Raw genomic sequence first — 18,367 nt, 5'->3', positions numbered from 1 at the left:
CCCTTGTACTGGAGGAGCCCTTCAGCACGCTCGACCGTTTTCCCCGGCCAGTTCCCGATAATCTGGTCGACGCCGGTCAGCTGGTTGAAGGTGACGCTCTTACCGACATTTGCATTACCGGCAAGGGCAATGGTGTAATCCACATTTTTTATGGTGCTCTCCTTTGGCGGGGTGCACTCCCTGCATCCCCCACACCCGCTCAAGGTGCCTCCCCCTTTATTGCATTAACAAAAATATTTTCCGCGATCGCGTGATCGATTGCCAGTTTTGTCCTGCGCACAAAGACTTCAACCGGCCCGCTCATGGGCGCTTTGCGGGTGACAGATACGGTGGTCCCGAGTGTCAGGCCCAGATCGGAAAGCCGCTGGACAACCTTGCAGTCCCCCCGGATAAACGCAATCGTTCCTTTTTCCTGTGCACCGAGATCGGTAATAGGGATAATATCAGAGGGGCGAAGGGCACTCGGGAGAGGAAGGGCAGAAGCGGTTACGGCATCGCACTCGCTGCAGCTCCCGACACCCTTGGCGCAGGGTGCGATAGGACTCCCGTGGGGACAACGTGCCGGGGCGTTGAGCATCCGGCAGAGCGCGTTCTCGGTATCTTCGGAGATCGTATGTTCCATCCGGCACGCTTCATCGTGTACCCTGGTCCGGTTAATATGGAGCACATCGGCGAGGAAGACTTCAAGGAGCCGGTGACGGCGTTTGATGGTCTCTGCAATCTTTTTCCCCTCCTCGGTCAGGCTTGCACCCTTGTAAGGTTCGTAATTGACAAGGTTTTTTTCCGCAAGGCTCTGGAGGGCTTCGGTCACGCTCGCGGGTGCGACCTTGAGGCACTTTGCAATCGCCGTGGTCTTTGCCGCGCCATCTGTCCCTGCGATATCGTAAATCGCTTCGAGATATTCCTCAACCTGTTCCTGCGCCATCTGTTCAATAATTAGGATCCCCTAAATAAAAATGGTTTCGGTTGACCTAAAGCATTTTTCCCGGCACCTGACTGGTTTTTCTTTTAACGAGGTCCCCCGGTTCCCGGCCCGAATTATCTCCAGGGTTACGCATGAGTCCACCTGTGTCACCAGGTATCCGAATTACGAAACAGGGTCTTTTTAAAGAGTAACGGATTAATGATATTCGATAATAGTATCCCATCGAAATTTCCGGGAAAATACCTGCCATGATCTCCGCTCTGTACATCGATGACGAACCTGCATTGCTTGATCTCGGAAAGATCTTTCTTGAACGTGCCGGAGATATCCAGATTGACACGGCCCTGTCAGCACCCGAGGCCCTTGTAAAAATCCGGTCAACCCAGTATGATGTGATCATTTCCGATTACCAGATGCCAGTGATGGACGGGATTGCATTGCTCAAAATAATCCGGTCTGAGTATCCAGACCTGCCATTTATCATCTTTACCGGGAAAGGGCGGGAGGACGTCGTGATCGAAGCCCTCAACAGCGGGGCGGATCACTATATCCAGAAAGGAGGCGCTCCCAAAGCGCAATTTGCCGAACTGAACCATACCATCCGGCGGGCTGTCGAACGCAAACATGCAACCGATGCGATCCTGCACCTCAACCGGCTGTACTCTGTCATCTCCCGGACGAACAGAGCTGTTATCCATATCAGAAACCGGCAGGAACTTCTCGATGAAGCCTGTCATATCGCGGTCGAGGAGGGGAAGTTCCTGATGGCGTGGATCGGCATGGTGGACCAAAAAACACGGCAGGTTCGCCCGGTCGCAGCCTGCGGATATGATGACGGGTACTTAAGCCAGCTCTCGATCACGGTGGACAACGTACCACAGGGCATGGGACTGACCGGCCTGGCGATACGGGAGGGTCACCCGACAATCTGTAACGAGATCCAGTCAGATCCCCGTATGGAAAAATACCGGCACGAGGCTGCAAGAAGGGGGTACCGTTCTTCCGCAGGTATCCCGATCCGGAACGGATCAGCCTGTATCGGCGCCATGCGGTTCTACGCGGCAGAACCCGGTTTTTTCAGCGACCAGGAGATCCATCTCCTGCAGGAACTGGTCGACGACATCTCGTTTGCGCTGGAGCTCATGGATAAAAATTCTCATGTGCCCTCAGACACCCGGTAAACCAGCCGGGTGACAAGGGACGTCCGCGTCACATCCTGCCGGAAAACCGGAACGCGCACGGGGGCACCGTGATCTCAAACCGGGCCCCGGTACCCGGTACCCCGTTCTCACGGATCGTAACGTCGGTGATCAGGAGGATCTCCCGGACCAGGAACAGGCCAAGCCCGGTATTTTTTCCAAAACCCTGCGTGAAAAGACGGGTTTTCTCTGACTCATTTATACCGTTCCCGTCATCTGAGCAGGTGACAACAAGCGAATCATCGTTTTTCTCGTACGAAAACCGGATGGTTGTAAGCCGGATTCCTCCGTGGCGTACGGCATTATCCAGAAGGTTAATAAGCACTTTTACAAAAAGTGGATCCGCGTATATTTCGAGACCGGCGCAGGCATCCGTTACCACAATTCCCCCTATATCCACCTGACTTTTCGCGTCAGCAATACACATTGAGAGATCCTGCCAGACCGGGGACTTCACGCCCATTTCCTGGTAATCATGGGTGAATGCGATCTCCTTCTGGATCATCCGTGCGATCTCATCGATTTTCTGGAGATACAGGGTAATTTTTTCCGGATCGCTCTGGATCTTTGCAAGGTCGGCATACACCAGGAGCCCGGTAAACTTGTTCATCATATCATGCCGGGTCACGATGGAGAGAAGGTTGAGTTTTTTATGGGCTGTATCGAGCACGACAAGTGCCATGTGCCGCTCGGTGACGTCGCGGATGATGAAGAGGTTGCCGGTCGGCGATTGACCGGGTACGCGGAGCTGCTGGCAGACCACATCGTAAAATCGCGGGGTCCCGTCCCGGGGGATCATGACTTCCAGGTGGTCCTCTGTTATGCACTCATTTCCGGCAATGAACCGGGATAACTGTGGGAAGGACCCCGTAAGGGGACTGCCAATTAGTTCAGATCCCGGGTCACCGGCGAGCCCTCGTGCAGCCGGATTGAGATCCAGGATCCGGTCTTTGGTATCGGTGACTATGATCCCGTCACTTATCGCAGAGAAGATCTGCGGGTACGCAACCGGCAGCATAAAAAAAAGCTGGAACCGGAACAGCCCTATTGCGAGGATCACGCCGACGCAGGTAAAGGTAAAGGGAGTAAGATCCAGACCCGGTACAGGATTCATGGATGTGACATAGAGAATATTCACAAGAACAGGAATGATAGCGGCGATCCCGAGAATGATGATCTGCCGACGGTAAATTGCCGGGGCGCCGGAATAACGGGATGCAAGAAGGATCAGGGCAATCAGCAGCAGCAGGTACGAATACGTCACGTGCAGCCAGAAAAGCGGCCCACGGACAAAGACCCAGATCACCGAACCGGAGATCGTCTGAGGGATAATTGCTGAATAATAGAGGTAATGATAGGAATTCGTGGCAACCAGCAGGACGACCAGTACCGGAACAACCGAAAGGAGGGCCAGATTCCGACGGGTTATATACTGCGTCCTTCCGGTATAGCACAGGACCAGAAGCAACCAGGCCACCGGCACCGTGACAATCCCTATGTACTCGATCGTATTCAGGAACAGGTTTACCGGAAGATCCACGCAGATCAGTTCGAAGGCATAACCGCCAGTCCAGAGCGTGACGGCAGTCATCAGGAGGGTGAAGGGTGCCGAGACCGGATTGGTACGGTACCGCCACCCGTAGTATGCCAATACACCGGTGAGTATTGCTGATAGAACCAGCGGGAGGAAAAACGGTGAGTACTGGAAGATCATCCGGGCATCTCGAACGTAAAATACTCTCAACAATTATATGACAAATGATGATATTGAGCATTTCTATTTGGATCAATCTTTTTTGGGGCTCTGCCCGGCAATGTACCAGAATGAAAATCTGTGCATCCGTGGTTCACGAAAAAAAGGCGCGCGTTCATAATGACGGATAGTAGATATGACTGCCCTCCCATTCCCGATCTGAAGATTTTTGAATCATGCACGCATTGGTAGGTACGGGAAGAACTATGGCAATCGACTGGTACAACGAGTTTGTTGATAAGAATTACGAGCCGTCAAAAGACGATCTTGTCTGTCTTTTTTACTTTGAACCGGCTGCGGGGATCACGGATAACGAGGCCGCAGGCCGGATCGCATCCGAGAGTTCGACCGGCACCTGGACAACACTTTTTACGATGCCCCCGAGGATGAAGAAACTGGAGGCGAAAGCATTTGCATTCGATAAGCATTTTGTCAAGGTCGCCTACCCTCTCGCGCTCTGGGAAGAGGGAAACGCCGTGCAGCTGATGAGCGGGATTGCCGGGAATATCTTCGGGATGAAGGCAATTAAAAACCTGCGCCTCATTGACGCTACGCTCCCACCCGCGTATCTCCGTGGCTTTGCAGGACCCCATTTTGGCATGGACGGGATACGGAAGATGATGAAGGTCTACGGTCGGCCTCTGACCGGTGCTGTACCAAAACCGAAGATCGGGTTTTCCGCAAAAGAGCACGCCGAAGTGGGATATGAAACCTGGATGGGCGGCTTTGATTTTGTGAAGGATGATGAGAATCTCACCTCGACATCGTTCAACCGGTTCGACGACCGCGTAAAATATATGACAAAACTACGGGACAAGGCCGAGCAGGAGACCGGCGAGAAGAAGTCCGCGTTCTTGAACATCTCTGCCGATGTCGAGACCATGAAAAAGCGTGCCGATCTGCTCGCAGAGTATGGCTGGAACTACGCGATGATCGATGTCGTGGTCGCAGGAACAGCAAGCGTCATGACCATGAGGGATTACTGCTCGGACCTGGACCTTGCGATCCATGCGCACCGGGCGTTCCATTCAACCTTCGACCGGAACAAAAAGCACGGGATGACGATGTACTTCCTCGCAAAACTCATGCGTCTTATCGGTGTCTCCCAGATCCACACCGGTACTGCCGTGGGAAAACTGACCGGCACAAAGACCGAATCTATCCTGCTTGCCGACCTGCTGCGGAAGAAAAAGATTGCCGAGGTCCCGCACCAGTGCCTTGCGCAGGACTGGGGCTCGATAAAGACAGCATTCCCGGTCTCATCAGGTGGGCTGCACCCGGGCCTTGTTCCCGATGTGCTCGACATCTACGGTACGGATCTCATCCTGCTGGTCTCGGGTGGCATCCACGGCCACCCGAAGGGCACCCGGGCCGGGGCACGGGCAACCATGCAGGCAATCGAGGCGTGGCAGGAAGGAGTAACGCTTGACGAGAAGGCAAAAAAGGCAAAGGATCTTAAGGAAGCCCTTGCGAAATGGGGTTACTATAAACCGAAGTGACGGCATTACCTTCATGCCGCATCCCCATTCTTTTTTATATCCCGGCAAAAACACTTAAAGCACGTGACAGATTTCCAGCTCGTTGCCACCTTTCCCCCGGCCGGCTCGCAACCGGAAGCGATAGCACAGCTCAATGACGGACTGGCGGATCACGCCCGGCTCCAGACGCTTCTTGGAGTCACCGGCTCCGGGAAAACATTCACGATGGCAAACGTGATCGCAGCGGCAAACAAACCGACGCTTGTCATCGCACACAACAAAACACTCGCCGCCCAGCTCTACCAGGAGTTCTGTGATTTTTTCCCGAAAAACCGGGTCGAGTACTTTGTCTCGTATTACGATTACTACCAACCTGAGTCATATATCCCGGCAAAAGACCAGTATATCGAGAAAGACTCCGCGATCAACCCCAAGATCGAGATGCTCCGGCTCTCCGCAACCGCTTCGCTCTCGTGCCGGCGCGATGTGATCGTCATTGCCTCGGTCTCCTGCATCTTCGGCCTCGGGAACCCGGAAAACTTCCGCAACCTCGGTTTTGATCTCTCCGTCGGCCAGAAGATCACCCGGAACGATATCATGAGCCGGCTCCTGGACATCCAGTTCGAGAGAAACGATATCGATCTCTCCCCGGGACGGTTCCGGGTCAAGGGAGACACCATCGATATTGTGCCGGGGTACTATAACGACATCATCAGGATCGAACTTTTCGGAAACGAGATCGAACGTATCACTGAGGTCGACAAGAACACCGGGGCAAGAAAAGAGGCGATGAAATATTTCTATGTCTACCCTGCACGTCACTTTGTCACTACGGAGAGTGCACAGAAAGCAGCCATTGCAACCATAAAAGAGGAACTCGACGAGACACTTCCCACGCTCGGACTCGTCGAAGCGCACCGGCTCCGGCAGCGGACAAACTTCGACCTCGAAATGATCCAGGAGACCGGCTCCTGCAAGGGAATCGAGAACTACTCGCGGCATTTCGACGGCAGGAAAGCGGGCGAGAAACCGTACTGCCTGCTCGACTACTTCCCGGAGGATTTCCTGATGATTATCGATGAGAGCCACCAGACAATCCCACAGCTCCACGGGATGTACAACGGAGACCGGTCTAGGAAGGAGACGCTTGTCAGTTACGGGTTCCGGCTCCCTTCGGCACTCGACAACCGACCCCTGAAATTCCACGAATTCGAGCAGTACATGAGCCAGGTCATCTTTGTCTCGGCAACTCCCGGGCCCTACGAATTAAAACACTCAACACAGCTCGTTGAGCAGATCATCCGGCCGACCGGCCTTATCGACCCGGCAGTCGAAGTCCGGCCGATCGAGGGACAGACACTCGATGTGATAAGCGAGGTCAATAAAACCATCGCACGCGGCGACCGGGTGCTCGTGACCACCCTCACGAAAAAACTCGCCGAGGAACTTTCAGATTACCTTGCCGACCATGGTATCCGGACCCGGTACCTCCACTCGGAGATCCAGACGCTGGAACGCACGGAGATCATCCGGGAACTCAGGCTGGGGAAATTCGATGTGCTGGTCGGGATCAACCTCCTGCGGGAGGGACTGGATATTCCTGAGGTAGGGTTCATTGGCATCCTCGACGCAGACAAGGAAGGGTTCCTCCGGGATACACGGAGCCTGATCCAGATCATCGGAAGGGCGGCACGAAATGTGAACGCAAAAGTGGTGCTCTACGCAGATTCAATGACCGATTCCATGAAGGCCGCGATCTCCGAAACAAAACGCAGGCGCGAGATGCAGATCGCGTATAACGAGGAGCACCACATCGTCCCGCAGACGATTATAAAACCGGTTAAAGAAAAAGAGGTCGAAATCAAGGATACAAAACACGTGCCCAGGGCCGAGATCCCGAATGTTGTCATCGAACTTGAAAAGCAGATGCGGGACGCGGCTGATAACCTGGACTTCGAGCGGGCGATCGCACTCCGCGACCAGGTAAAAAAACTCCACGAACGGCTGAAACACGGCGGGACTCACCCGGATTCAGGGTTCGTGAAGCACTGATAAAATCCCAAAAAAGACAGCATGGCGCTATCGGGCCATACTCCCGACAACCCCGTTTTCGCTGCCGTCCAGAGCCCCGACCATGTAGTACCGCTTGATAAATTCCCGGACTTTCTCCGATTCGATCCACCCCATATCAAGCTGTGTCACGATCCGGTCGATCTCCCGGGCCTGCAGGATTATCTTGTCGGTCACTTCACCGGGGGCGAGGCTTGAGAGGCCCACGATCACGGCAAGGGGATTTCTTATATGGTCACCGAGAACAGCAAACTGCTCGATATTTTTTTCTATCTGCTCGAGTGCCGATCTCTTCACTGCCTCCATCTGCTTCCTGTCGGTAATATCAATAAACGAGGCCATGATGCAGACGGGATTGTTCTGTTCATTTTTCACGAGATTAATCCAGAGCAGGACATAAAACTGAGTTTTGTTGGCTTTAAAGAGGGGGATTTCCCCGAACCAGCTCCCTTTCCTGTGGAGGGCGTCCTTAATCTTATCAATTCCATCACTTGAGGCCACATATTCCCAGAGGCCTTTATGAGAAAACTCCTGCTGGTCATGGTAATCCATCATCGTCAAAAGGGAGGTATTCACGTAGGTGATCGCAAAATCGAGATCCATGATGGCGATCGCATTGATAGAGGAACTGATTGCATGATCTTTTATAATGAGTGCTTCCTCTGCCTGTTTTCTTTTCGTAATATCAATGATAGTACAGACAAACTGGTCATCAGGGAGCATTCCCGCAGAGAGCAGTACCCACAGGGATGCACCGGACTTTGTCACAAAACGGGTCTCAAAATTTTCCACATTCCCCTGCGTGGTGAGGATTTCGAAAAACCGGTCACGAGCTGCAGTGTCGGTCCAGATTTGAGTAAAGGGTATAACTGCAATCTCTGCGGGAGTATAGCCCAAGGTGTCCGCGAATCGCCGGTTTACTTCCTTTATCATGCGATCGGAATTGTTCACAAGACCGATCCCGGCTTCAGAGTGGTTGAAGATGCCCCGGTATTTTACTTCATTCCTGCGCATATGGATGGCAAGGCTTGCGACAACAGCAGCAACACCGATAACGACAATGCAGGTGACAAATGCGGCAGCAAGCTCTTCCAGAGCTCCCCCCGTGATAACCGCCACCATGCCGATATAAAAGGCTGCAACCGCCGCCGCATAGGAGATGCCCCAGCGGGGATACCAGTAGGCCGCGATCACGATCGGGATATACAGGAGGTTCGTGGCAACTGCCGCGGTGCCAAAATGGAGCGCAAGAATGTTGACGAGAATCGCGAGAACAGTTGTGGTGACAATAATAAACAGCCAGAGATCCACAAAACTTTCTTCACGTTCCCCAGAGAGATTTATCGGTCCTGTCATTGATCTGCATCCTTGGATAAGAATTCTGACGTGGGAACCACTCCGTATGATTCTCCCGTTCCCACCCCGTCTATGATTCCACATTGCACAAATTGACATTAATAAGTTTTGGTCTGATGATTCTCAACAACAAATGTTGAGAGCGGTATTTGGACAGGGGATTGATAAAATGCGGTATTTTTGGATTTTTGCCTGATTGTCGGACGAGACCGGCCGTTTCAGCGGTTCACAGCGCCATTTGGCCGGTCACTCTACAAGCATCTTAAAAAAGGGTACCGATCCGTTCATTCGCTGTTACGAGATTACCCAAAGCCCCACTGGGCAAGCGTCGTATGAGATGGATCGACATCTTTCCAGTTCCAGCCGAGTGCTTCGATGATCCGGGCGATCGGCTGCTCGATGGTCTTTTCAAGCATGAGTTCCCAGTCGGGAACAAACTCCTTTGGTACCTGATCGGCGTACTCGAAACAGAGCACATCGGTCTTGGGATATTTCCCGGTCACGGCTTTTATGTAGATGCGCTTTGGCTTACTGCCCTTGCCAAACTCCGTGTGCAGGTACTGGTTGGCGTACCGGGCGCCCCGCACCTGGACATCATCGGTCTCGTAATCGTCGAGCGATTTGCCTATCCCACCCGGTATTCCGGTCTCGTCAAGCGTGAACTTCCCGGCCCGGTACCTGGTAATGATACCTCCGAGATATTCCTTAATCTCGGAATAGTCTGTACCAGCAAGGATCATCTCCATCACTTTCGACTGGACGGTTTTTGTGATCTGCGGCGTGTCGCTGCGCCGGATCTCGAACCCGACAATATCGATCTGGTCGGCGTCTTTTCCTTCCTTCCAGACGAGTCGTCCCGCGTACCGTTTCTTCTTTCCGGCCTGGAAGAACCGGGCATAGATTTTTTCGAACTTGATCGAGAAGTAATGGGTGTCAGCGTTAAGTTCACGCTTTGCGAATGCCTGGTAACTCGCATTGAGCTGTTTTTCCAGCATCCGGGCAGTTTCGATGGTCTTTTCCCGGTCGAGCGGCGGGATCTGCACCATGCAGGAATCAGTATCCCCGTAAATCACCTTATAGCCATGCTCCTCGATGACGCGCCTGGTGTGCTCGATGATCGCCCGACCCACCGAGGTGACCGCAGCACCGATCTCCCGGTCGAAGAGCCGGAACCGGGTATATCCCGAGACACCATAGTACGTGTTCATGATCACCTTGAGCACATTCTGCTGCATGTCATAGAGGAGGTACTGCGGTGAGCCGTAAGGGAACGTATTACGGAGATTTTTTCGGGCGTCGCGCTCTTTTAACAGTTCCGAGAGGATACTCCGGGTCAGCCCGTCTGGTTGTTTTTTAAACCGTATTCCATTCGGGGCCACCAGTTCGCCTTCAGGATCTTTTGTCTCGGGCGAGGCGTTGATCGTCATCATCGCCATCGGGTAGAGCGATTTTAAGTCGAGCACCACCACGTTCTCCCGCACCCCCCGGCTCGGCTCAAAGACCGTCGCGCCTTCGAACTCCTCGGCATTCGCAAAGCCCTTTGAAGGCAGGACATACTTCCCGTGTGCTTTCCTTAAAATGTAAACATCGATCACGCTTGAGGAATTCAGCGTCTTATCGAGAGGACAGCCGACATAGCGGGCAATCTCCCGGTAAAACCCGATGATGTTATCCTTCTTGTTGATCGCAACGCAGAGCTCTACATCCTTGAAGTTATATTCGACAAGAAGTTCCGGCTGCTTCTTCCAGAGATCGGAGACCGTGCCGGTGTACCGTACCTTACTATCCCCCACCTCATCCTGCGCAATCGCATCGAGACGGTAAGACTCTTTCTGGGTCGAATGCATCTTCTTGTAGCCGGTGAGAAGGTCGAAGAGTGCCCGGCCGCGGAGCGCGTTTCTCTCGGTCATACCGGGCAGGCGGGCGAGCATGACCGGTGAGAGACCCAGTTTCTCCATCCTCCCGGTGATATACGGCATATCGAAATCGACAAAGTTCCACCCGGAAAGGACATCGGGATCGCGCTCGACAATATAGGCACCAAACGCTTTGAGCAGAGAAACCTCATCGGCATACGTGCAGATCGTATGGGTGCCTTTCCGGAAGCAGCCGTTTACAAGACCGCCGGCAGTCTCCTTATCCGCAATCCCGGCCGGCATCGATGCACCCCCGAACAAAAAGGTGATGTAATCGTCATCGAACGAGTCATGGCAGGTGATACAGGTGATCGCGTCCCGCTGGGTATCCGGGAAGCCCCGTTCGTCTTCACACTCGATATCGATCATACAGACCCGGGCCGGTGCATCGACCTCAGCAGGCACAAGTGAATGATATTCCACGGTCGTCCCGGGTACTGAAACGGCCCCGGTAAGTCCGCAGTCGATCATGAACCGGGTCGCAAAGGGGATATCTGCCTCGAAATGCCGGTATCGTTCTCTCATCTCCCGCACATCGCCCGGACGGACAGTATACAGCCGTTTGAGTTTCTCGCCCCGGATCGAACGGTATATTGTGTCGGGTTCGATCGTTACCTGAGGTGGGTGAGACTGCCCGACCTGTTCTTCGGGCACATAGAAATACGGCAGAAAGCCGGTCACATCAATCCGGTGCGCCGAGCCCCCGACATCCCGCCCGAAGATGTGAATGATCGGCCCGTCGGGACTGTTGCTGTACTCCACCTGGTTGATAGCGATTGTCAGAGTGGCGGACTCTTCAAGGGTGCGGATGACGGTCAGTGTTTCCGGGGATCTCATAACCTGTGCGGGCATGGTCTATGGCACCACCGTCTGGCACAGGTCCCGGACAAATGCCCCGGCCTGTGCGATCCCTGCTTCTTCCGAATCATCGAGTTTCCACTCTTCGATACCGCAGATGCCGGCATGCCCGACCCGGACCGGCACGCCAAGCGAGCACCCGGTAAGCCCGTATTCACCATCAAGAACAGCGGAGCAGGGCAGGGTATCACGTGTATCGGAAAGCAGCATCCGTATGAGGGAGATGATGTGATATGAAGGGCCAAAGACCGTCCCGCCTTTTCCCTTGATCACTTCCATGCTTGCGCCACGGAGCTCCTGAAGGATCCCATCGCGCTGTGTGGCGGTAACCGGCTTTGGGAGCCGGGAAAATACCGGCACCTGGTATTCCCCGTGCTCGCCGAGGACAAACGCCGGGCCACCCATATCATGTTTTTTGAGGGCAAGTGCAAAGCGTGCACTGTCCAGCTGGCCGCCAAATCCGATACACCGCTCCCGGGGAATGCCGGTGAGATGGTGCAGAAGGAAATTGTTCACGTCCATGGGGTTTGTCACGGTAATTAAGAGACCGGAAAATCCATCGAGCAGCCGGGCACATGTCCGTGTCACGGGAAAGTTGACACCAAGGAGATCAGCCCGCGTCTTCACGTCCGGTGTCCGGGGATTGCCGGCCGCAAAGATGCAGATATCGGCGTTTGGAATGTCGCGGATCTCAGTACTGACGGTGACCGGGAGGCCGGTATGCCGGATATCAAGCACCTGCGCCTCAAGCAGGCTCGTGTTCTGGTCATACAGGGTAAGCTCATCGACAAGACCCAGGGCAGCGGCAAGGTATGCCACTTCCCCGCCGATCCTTCCGACACCAAGCACCGCAAGCCTGACCATTTCTCTTCCAGTAGTAGGTATGAATCTCCTGAATTTAAGTGGATGCCGACCAGCAGAGGGTATACCTGAAAAAAGATGCTCTTTATTATTCATCGCGTCCATCTTGTGATGGATGGTCGTACTCAGGACGGGCCCGGTAGCGGTCGGTGGCGTGACACTCGGCAACCACCTTATCCTTGCCGCCGGGGTTCTCGGGACAACCGGGGCGTCTCTTTCACGGATGCTTGCCCGGGGCGCCGGTGGCGTGGTGACCAAATCGATCGGCCCCGAGCCAAAGAACGGACATGCCGGCCCCTGCGTTGCGGTGCTCGACAACGGGATCTTAAACGCCATGGGGCTCCCGAACCCGTCACAGGATTTTACCGGGGAACTGGGATCACTTGGCCAGAAACCCGTGATCGTCAGCATCTTTGGAGGGACACCGGAGGAGTTTGCCGAAGTCGCCGGGTGGTTTAAAGGGACGGCTGCCGGTTTTGAACTTAACCTCTCCTGCCCCCACGCAGAAGGGTACGGGGCGGCAATCGGAGTCGATCCCGTGCTCGTAGAGGCATGTACTCGGGCGGTAAGTACGCTCGGGATGCCGACATGGGTGAAACTTACCCCGAACGTGACTGACATTACCGCGATCGGAAAGGCAGCGGAACGCGGCGGGGCAACCGCGATCGTCGCCATTAACACGGTAAAAGCCATGCGCATTTCGACAGCACTACGGCGCCCTGTTCTTGGCAACCGGTATGGCGGGCTCTCGGGAGACGCAATTTTCCCGGTCGCAGTCCGCTGCGTCTATGAGCTCTTCGAGTCCTGCAAAATCCCCATTATCGGGTGCGGGGGAGTCTCGACTGCCGATAAAGTAGTAGAGATGATGATGGCAGGCGCTCAGGCTGTCGAGATCGGCAGCGCGGTGCAGCGGGATATCGGGATCTTTGAGACCATAACAAACGAGTTATACGCAAAAAAGGGCATCGAACCCGGAGAGATCGTGGGGTGTGCCCATGAGTGACCAGTTACCGGTGCAGGTTTCCATCACAGAGATCAAAAACGAGACGCCCTCGGTGAAAACATTCTTCTTTGACCGCGAATTCGCCTTTGAGCCCGGGCAGTTTGTCATGGTCTGGGTGCCGGGTGTGGACGAAGTGCCCATGGCACTCTCTTCGGCAAACAGCATCACGGTCCAGAGAGTCGGCGACGCGACCGGGGCCATGTTTGATCTGGCAGCGGGTGCAGCACTTGGTATCCGGGGTCCGTTCGGGAACGGGTTTACCAAAGGCGAGAAGATGCTTGCCATCGCCGGGGGAGTCGGAGCAGCTCCCCTCCTGCCGCTCGCCCGCGGAGATTGTGTAATGACGATGCTCCTTGGCGCACGGACCGAGAAAGAACTCCTCTTTATTGACCAGCTGGACGAAAGCACCGATGTCCTGATCGCAACCGACGACGGGACGCTGGGACAGAAGGGGTTTGTTACGGACCTCACAAACGACATCAGCCTTGCAACCTACGACCGGATCGCGGTCTGCGGGCCGGAACCGATGATGCGGGCGGTACTTGCAAAGATCGATGGCCTTGGGTTTGCTTCGAGAACAGAATTCTCACTCCACCGGTACATGAAATGCGGCGTCGGAGTCTGTGGTTCCTGCTGTATCGACCCGGATGGTCTGCGGGTCTGTCGGGACGGCCCGGTCTTTTCCGGGGATCAACTGAAAAAAAGCGAGTTCGGGCACTACCTGCGGGACGCAAGCGGCAGGAAGAAGAATATCTGATACAGGGATTCATCTCATGCCCGGTATACGAAAAACCCAGGCCCAACATAGTATGTTATTTTAAATTCAGTATAAACGGTCCCGAAGAATTTTCATCGGTTTAATGCATCGGGACATGATCGCCCGTCGGTTTAACGAACCGGTAACTTCCTTTGGGAACATGGATCTCGAACCGGGCCCCTTTCCCGGGTGTGCCGGTCTCCCTGATTGAAAGACCGGTAATACCAAGGATCTCCACGATCAAAAACAATCCGTACCCCGTATTGCGGAAATATTCGCGCCGGAATATACGCTCCTTTGATTCTTCGGGAATGCCAACCCCGTTGTCTTCACATGAGAGCACGAGATCGTTTTCGGTTTCCGAATAAAAGAACCGGATTTCTGTTACGTATTTCCCGTGAACAAGCGCGTTTTCGAGCAGGTTAGAAAATACTTTCGAAAAATTCGCATCTGCAAAGATCTCCAGATCATCCACCTGCAGTTTGATCCCCACATTTTCAAGAACAAGCCCGGCAACCGCGTCGTTCACTGCTGCAGTGATGTTATGCCAGCGCGGCTCGTTCACACCGATGTCCTGGTAATCGTGCGTGAACCTTATCTGTTTCTGGATCATCTGGGTGACATCCTCAATCTTTTTGAGGTATCCATTGATGACCGGATCCGTCTCCGACTCCTGAATAAGCGAGAGATACATGACGACTGCGGTAATCTGGTTGAGGATATCGTGGCGGGTGATGCCAGAAAGGGTGTTGAGCTTATGGTTGGCAAGCCTGATCGCTGCTTCGAAACGTTTACGTTCCTGGATCTCGGCCATGAGCTCCTTGTTTGCGCGCATAAGCTCCTCAGTCCGTTCGTGAACCCGGCGCTCCAGGTCCTCATTTGCTCTCTCGATAACCTGTTCTGCCAGTTTGCGGGCGGTAATATCAATGGCAGAACAAATCACCACATTCCCCGGGGTAACTGATGCAGAGATAAGGAACTGGCGTATCGATCGGTCACGGGCGGTAAAAAGCAGTTCGAGATCCCCGGTCTCCCTGCTCTCGCGGACCTGCCGGATGAAACGGTCACGACTTTCTGCATCGGGTATGATTAGCGACAGGTTCACACCGATAAGTTCGGAACGCTCGTACCTGAGCATCTGGATGCATTTTCCATTGATCTCGGTGAGTCGCAGGGTATCCAGCTCGAACGTAAAGATTCCGGCCTGCGAGTTCTCAAAGATACCCCGGTATTTCCGTTCCTCTTCCCGTAATCCGGTAGCAAACGATGACGTGACAACGCCGATGGTGACAAAAACCACAAACCATGCAGTCGAGACTGCCACGGCCTGAGGATCGAAATTGCTGTACAGGTAAACGAGCAGGATGTACACCGCGCTGATCCCAAGCGAGAAGAGGACGCCCCGGTTCGGGTAGAAATAGACAAAAAGGATGATGGGGAGGAAATAGATGAACGGGAAGACCTCGTAAATACCGTGGGAGAGGGAATAAATGGTTGATGAAAGGGTGATAATGATCGCGACGAGGATCGTAACCGTCCAGTATATCTGCTGTTTTTTTACCGGAGATATCTGCGCGATCATGGTTATTTCTCCTCTTTATGCCCGTACTCATCCTTGAGTTCACCGGACAGGAGGTTATGTTCAAGTTTGCGGCGCTCCAGGATTTCGGCCCTGAGTTCCTCATTTATCTTTTCGAGGTGTGCGGTGCGTTCCCGTACCTGCCGTTCAAGATCTTCAAGAGTCTGGCGGATCTCTTCGTCGGCGATATGTGCATCAGTAACGTTCGCGACCGAACAGAGTATCATATCTTTCGATGGGAAGAGTGGAGAGATGATGAACCGAAGCATACCCCCCGTTTTCTGACGGAAAATGGCTTCGGACATCACGCCGATTTTTCCCGTTTTTATCTCGTCCATAAACCGTTTTTGTGCATCTGCGTCAGCCCATACCGTACTGACCGGAGCTCCTTCCAGTTCATCCCGGGAATACAGGAGCCAATCTGCACATTTCTGGTTAACCATCCTGATGCGCATGGTGCCGGGAGTAAAACAGAAAATGCCATCACGGGTATTGTCCATGATATGCCGGATCCGCGCTTTTTCCTCAAGGATCCCGTTTGCATAGGATGACGCAACAACGGCGAGAGCAATAAATATGGCAAACCATGCGGTCGATACGGCGACGAGCATGGGATCAAACGCCCCGAGCACGTACACAAGAGCGATATAGATGACACTGATAGCAAGCGCGAAAAGGACCGCATGCCGTGGATAGAAATAGACGACACAGATGATGGGAAGGATATACAGGAACGGGAAGACTGCCGAAATCCCGTGGGTGAGGGAGAAGATTGTGCCAAGGATCGCACTGACCGATGCCACGGTTACAATTAAAAGACGGAGCATCTCCTCCATATCACACGACAACTGGCCCATGTTACAGGTATGCTCCCGAATGACAAGGGTGGTACATCCCTGCCACTCGCATATTCATTATTTTACAGTGGATCTTAATGCATATAATGATAGGGGGAAAAATCCGGGAACACCAAAAAATTTGCAGGGTTCCGCCCGGCCACTTTTGGGCATTTTAAGGGCCCGATTGTCTGTACTCTTCTGATTCATAAGCGATTTATGTGCTCCAGTTCTTCGAGATTGTTGATATTCGTAAATGTCCTGAGTTGAGGGTCGAATGCACGCAGTTCATCTACTGGAACGTACCGGGTGTTGAGGGACTGGACCATAGCTCGCAGCGAGAGGGATGTGTGACTTTCAAGATAGGCGAGGAGGGCGGGCCGCCGGTAGACCGCATGCAGGGGTTCAAGCATCCGCTCGTTCCACAGGGGGATGACCGCATCGTATGAACCTACAGCATCAAAGAGATACGAGACCACCGCGGCATTAATGCAGGGCATATCGCAGGCCGATACAAAGATAAAATCCCCACCTGCTGCAAGGGACCCGGCATGAAGCCCGCCGACCGGGCCAAGTCCCTGACGGATGTCGCTGATACAAGTAACGCCCTGCAGCTCCCGGAAACGGGTACACTGCGCTGTATCGCGGGCGACGATAACAATTTCATCAACAACCCCGGAGAGCGATCCAACCAGCCGTTCAATGAAGGTCGTTCCCTTGTACGTAAAGAAGTATTTTTCCTTGCCATTTGCCCGCCGTGCCTCGCCGCCCGCAAGGATGACCGCGGACCTCATCACGGCACCCCGGTCCGGTTTAAGGATTCACGGAATTTTACAAGGTCAGCGATACAGGCATTGACCGGTGTCGGGATACCATGGGCCGTTCCTTTTGCCACGATGGCGCCGTTCAAAAAATCAATTTCGGTAAGTCGTCCCCGGGTGATGTCCTGGAGCATCGAGGAGTGGTGGAGGGCGGTGGCCGGCAGCTGGACATCGCGGAGGTACGTGAGGTACTCATCGGCGCTCTCCCACGGCAGGCCGACCCCTTCGGCATGGATGACCAAAAAACCCTCGCGGACGATCTGGTCGATGATCCGCCAGGCTGCCGGCTGCGCGAGTTTCCCGTACGGCACTCCCATCACGGCACCAAGAGGATTCAGGGCACAGTTATAGAGGGTCTTTCCCCAGAGATCCGCACGTATCTCTGCACTTCCCCCGGTCCGGATACCTGCCTGATTCATGCAGTCCACAAGCATTTTCACCGGCGCATCGAGACCTGCCGGGAACCTGCCGAGTTTTGCCGGCCCGGCCTCGACCGAGACGTGCACCCCGGCATCCCCCTGCCATTCAAAACCGGTGATGATCATCCCGCCGATCACCTTGTCGGAAAACCGGCTGATGATCTCCTCGTTCCCGATCCCGTTCTGGAGACTGACAGTTTCGGTTCCAAGGAGGGTATCCGCGTACTGCCGGCAGATCGCTTCGGTATCGCGGGACTTGGAGGTGATGAGGATATAGTCATAACGGGCACCCTCCGGGATGCCCTCAGAAACGCTGAAACGGAATGTGCCCGTACCCCAGATGCCGGTAAGCCGTAATCCCCCGGCATTGATGGCATCGGCGGTCCGCTTCCGGGTGACCGCATGGACGTCGCAGACGCTGGAGAGTTTTGCGGTGACCGCGAGGCCGACCGCTCCTGCTCCAAGCACGAGTATCTTCATCGCATATCTCCGGAACCAGTACTGTATTTTTCCGGATGGCAATTAGAGATACCGAA

General features: G+C 54.1%; 15 protein-coding genes. 5 read left to right on the top strand and 10 right to left on the bottom strand.

Annotated elements, in window-relative coordinates:
• A partial coding sequence (locus WCE46_RS11160) for a FeoB small GTPase domain-containing protein (protein ID WP_424733799.1) occupies window positions 1-143 on the bottom strand: 143 nt, incomplete at its 3' end.
• Window positions 144-199: 56 nt separating this feature from the next.
• Window positions 200-925 (bottom strand): DtxR family transcriptional regulator, encoded by a 726-nt coding sequence (locus WCE46_RS11155; protein WP_424733798.1) that lies wholly within the window; start codon window positions 923-925, stop codon window positions 200-202.
• A gap of 248 nt (window positions 926-1,173) precedes the next feature.
• Here WCE46_RS11155 and WCE46_RS11150 point away from each other — a divergent pair, with 248 nt between their 5' ends.
• On the top strand, window positions 1,174-2,106 hold the full coding sequence (locus WCE46_RS11150; RefSeq protein ID WP_424733797.1) for a GAF domain-containing protein: 933 nt from the start codon (window positions 1,174-1,176) through the stop codon (window positions 2,104-2,106).
• 28 nt (window positions 2,107-2,134) lie between these two features.
• Here the strand turns inward: WCE46_RS11150 and WCE46_RS11145 are convergent, their stop codons facing one another.
• A complete protein-coding gene (locus WCE46_RS11145; RefSeq protein WP_424733796.1) occupies window positions 2,135-3,838 on the bottom strand; it encodes a histidine kinase N-terminal 7TM domain-containing protein in 1,704 nt (567 codons plus the stop codon).
• 245 nt (window positions 3,839-4,083) lie between these two features.
• On the opposite strand from WCE46_RS11145, the gene rbcL reads away from it, so the two are divergent.
• Window positions 4,084-5,376 (top strand): type III ribulose-bisphosphate carboxylase, encoded by a 1,293-nt coding sequence (rbcL, locus tag WCE46_RS11140; protein WP_424733795.1) that lies wholly within the window; start codon window positions 4,084-4,086, stop codon window positions 5,374-5,376.
• 63 nt (window positions 5,377-5,439) lie between these two features.
• On the top strand, window positions 5,440-7,407 hold the full coding sequence (gene uvrB, locus WCE46_RS11135) for an excinuclease ABC subunit UvrB (protein WP_424733794.1): 1,968 nt from the start codon (window positions 5,440-5,442) through the stop codon (window positions 7,405-7,407).
• A 27-nt stretch (window positions 7,408-7,434) separates the two neighbouring features.
• Here uvrB and WCE46_RS11130 read toward each other — a convergent pair whose 3' ends face one another.
• The 3 genes from WCE46_RS11130 to WCE46_RS11120 form a co-directional block, all read right to left on the bottom strand.
• Window positions 7,435-8,781 (bottom strand): PAS domain S-box protein, encoded by a 1,347-nt coding sequence (locus WCE46_RS11130; RefSeq protein WP_424733793.1) that lies wholly within the window; start codon window positions 8,779-8,781, stop codon window positions 7,435-7,437.
• Window positions 8,782-9,083: 302 nt separating this feature from the next.
• The gene (locus WCE46_RS11125) at window positions 9,084-11,534 is read right to left on the bottom strand and encodes a DNA-directed DNA polymerase (protein ID WP_424733792.1); all 2,451 of its coding nucleotides are present in this window, start codon (window positions 11,532-11,534) and stop codon (window positions 9,084-9,086) included.
• Between the two features lie 18 nt (window positions 11,535-11,552).
• Complete coding sequence (locus WCE46_RS11120) at window positions 11,553-12,419, bottom strand: malate dehydrogenase (RefSeq protein ID WP_424733791.1); 867 nt, start codon at window positions 12,417-12,419, stop codon at window positions 11,553-11,555.
• 112 nt (window positions 12,420-12,531) lie between these two features.
• Between WCE46_RS11120 and WCE46_RS11115 the strand changes: the two genes are divergently transcribed.
• Window positions 12,532-13,419 carry a dihydroorotate dehydrogenase gene (locus WCE46_RS11115; protein ID WP_424733790.1) on the top strand — a complete coding sequence of 296 codons (888 nt, stop codon included), beginning with the start codon at window positions 12,532-12,534 and terminating at the stop codon, window positions 13,417-13,419.
• Window positions 13,412-14,176: a dihydroorotate dehydrogenase electron transfer subunit gene (locus WCE46_RS11110; protein WP_424733789.1), complete on the top strand. Its 765-nt coding sequence runs from the start codon at window positions 13,412-13,414 to the stop codon at window positions 14,174-14,176. The genes WCE46_RS11115 and WCE46_RS11110 overlap by 8 nt, the downstream gene beginning before the upstream one ends.
• 100 nt (window positions 14,177-14,276) lie before the next feature.
• Here WCE46_RS11110 and WCE46_RS11105 read toward each other — a convergent pair whose 3' ends face one another.
• The 4 genes from WCE46_RS11105 to WCE46_RS11090 form a co-directional block, all read right to left on the bottom strand.
• Complete coding sequence (locus tag WCE46_RS11105) at window positions 14,277-15,758, bottom strand: ATP-binding protein (protein WP_424733788.1); 1,482 nt, start codon at window positions 15,756-15,758, stop codon at window positions 14,277-14,279.
• A gap of 2 nt (window positions 15,759-15,760) precedes the next feature.
• Entirely contained in the window at window positions 15,761-16,582 is an 822-nt protein-coding gene (locus WCE46_RS11100) for a PAS domain-containing protein (RefSeq protein ID WP_424733787.1), read from the bottom strand.
• A 215-nt stretch (window positions 16,583-16,797) separates the two neighbouring features.
• Window positions 16,798-17,385, bottom strand: a complete 588-nt coding sequence (gene mobA, locus WCE46_RS11095) for a molybdenum cofactor guanylyltransferase (protein ID WP_424733786.1) — start codon at window positions 17,383-17,385, stop codon at window positions 16,798-16,800.
• Entirely contained in the window at window positions 17,385-18,311 is a 927-nt protein-coding gene (locus WCE46_RS11090; protein ID WP_424733785.1) for a ketopantoate reductase family protein, read from the bottom strand. The genes mobA and WCE46_RS11090 overlap by 1 nt, the downstream gene beginning before the upstream one ends.
• Between the last annotated feature and the right edge of the window lie 56 nt (window positions 18,312-18,367).

The sequence above is a fragment of the Methanoregula sp. genome, assembly GCF_049690535.1.
Lineage (GTDB): Archaea > Halobacteriota > Methanomicrobia > Methanomicrobiales > Methanospirillaceae > Methanoregula.
This window is presented reverse-complemented; position numbering and strand designations above follow the sequence as displayed.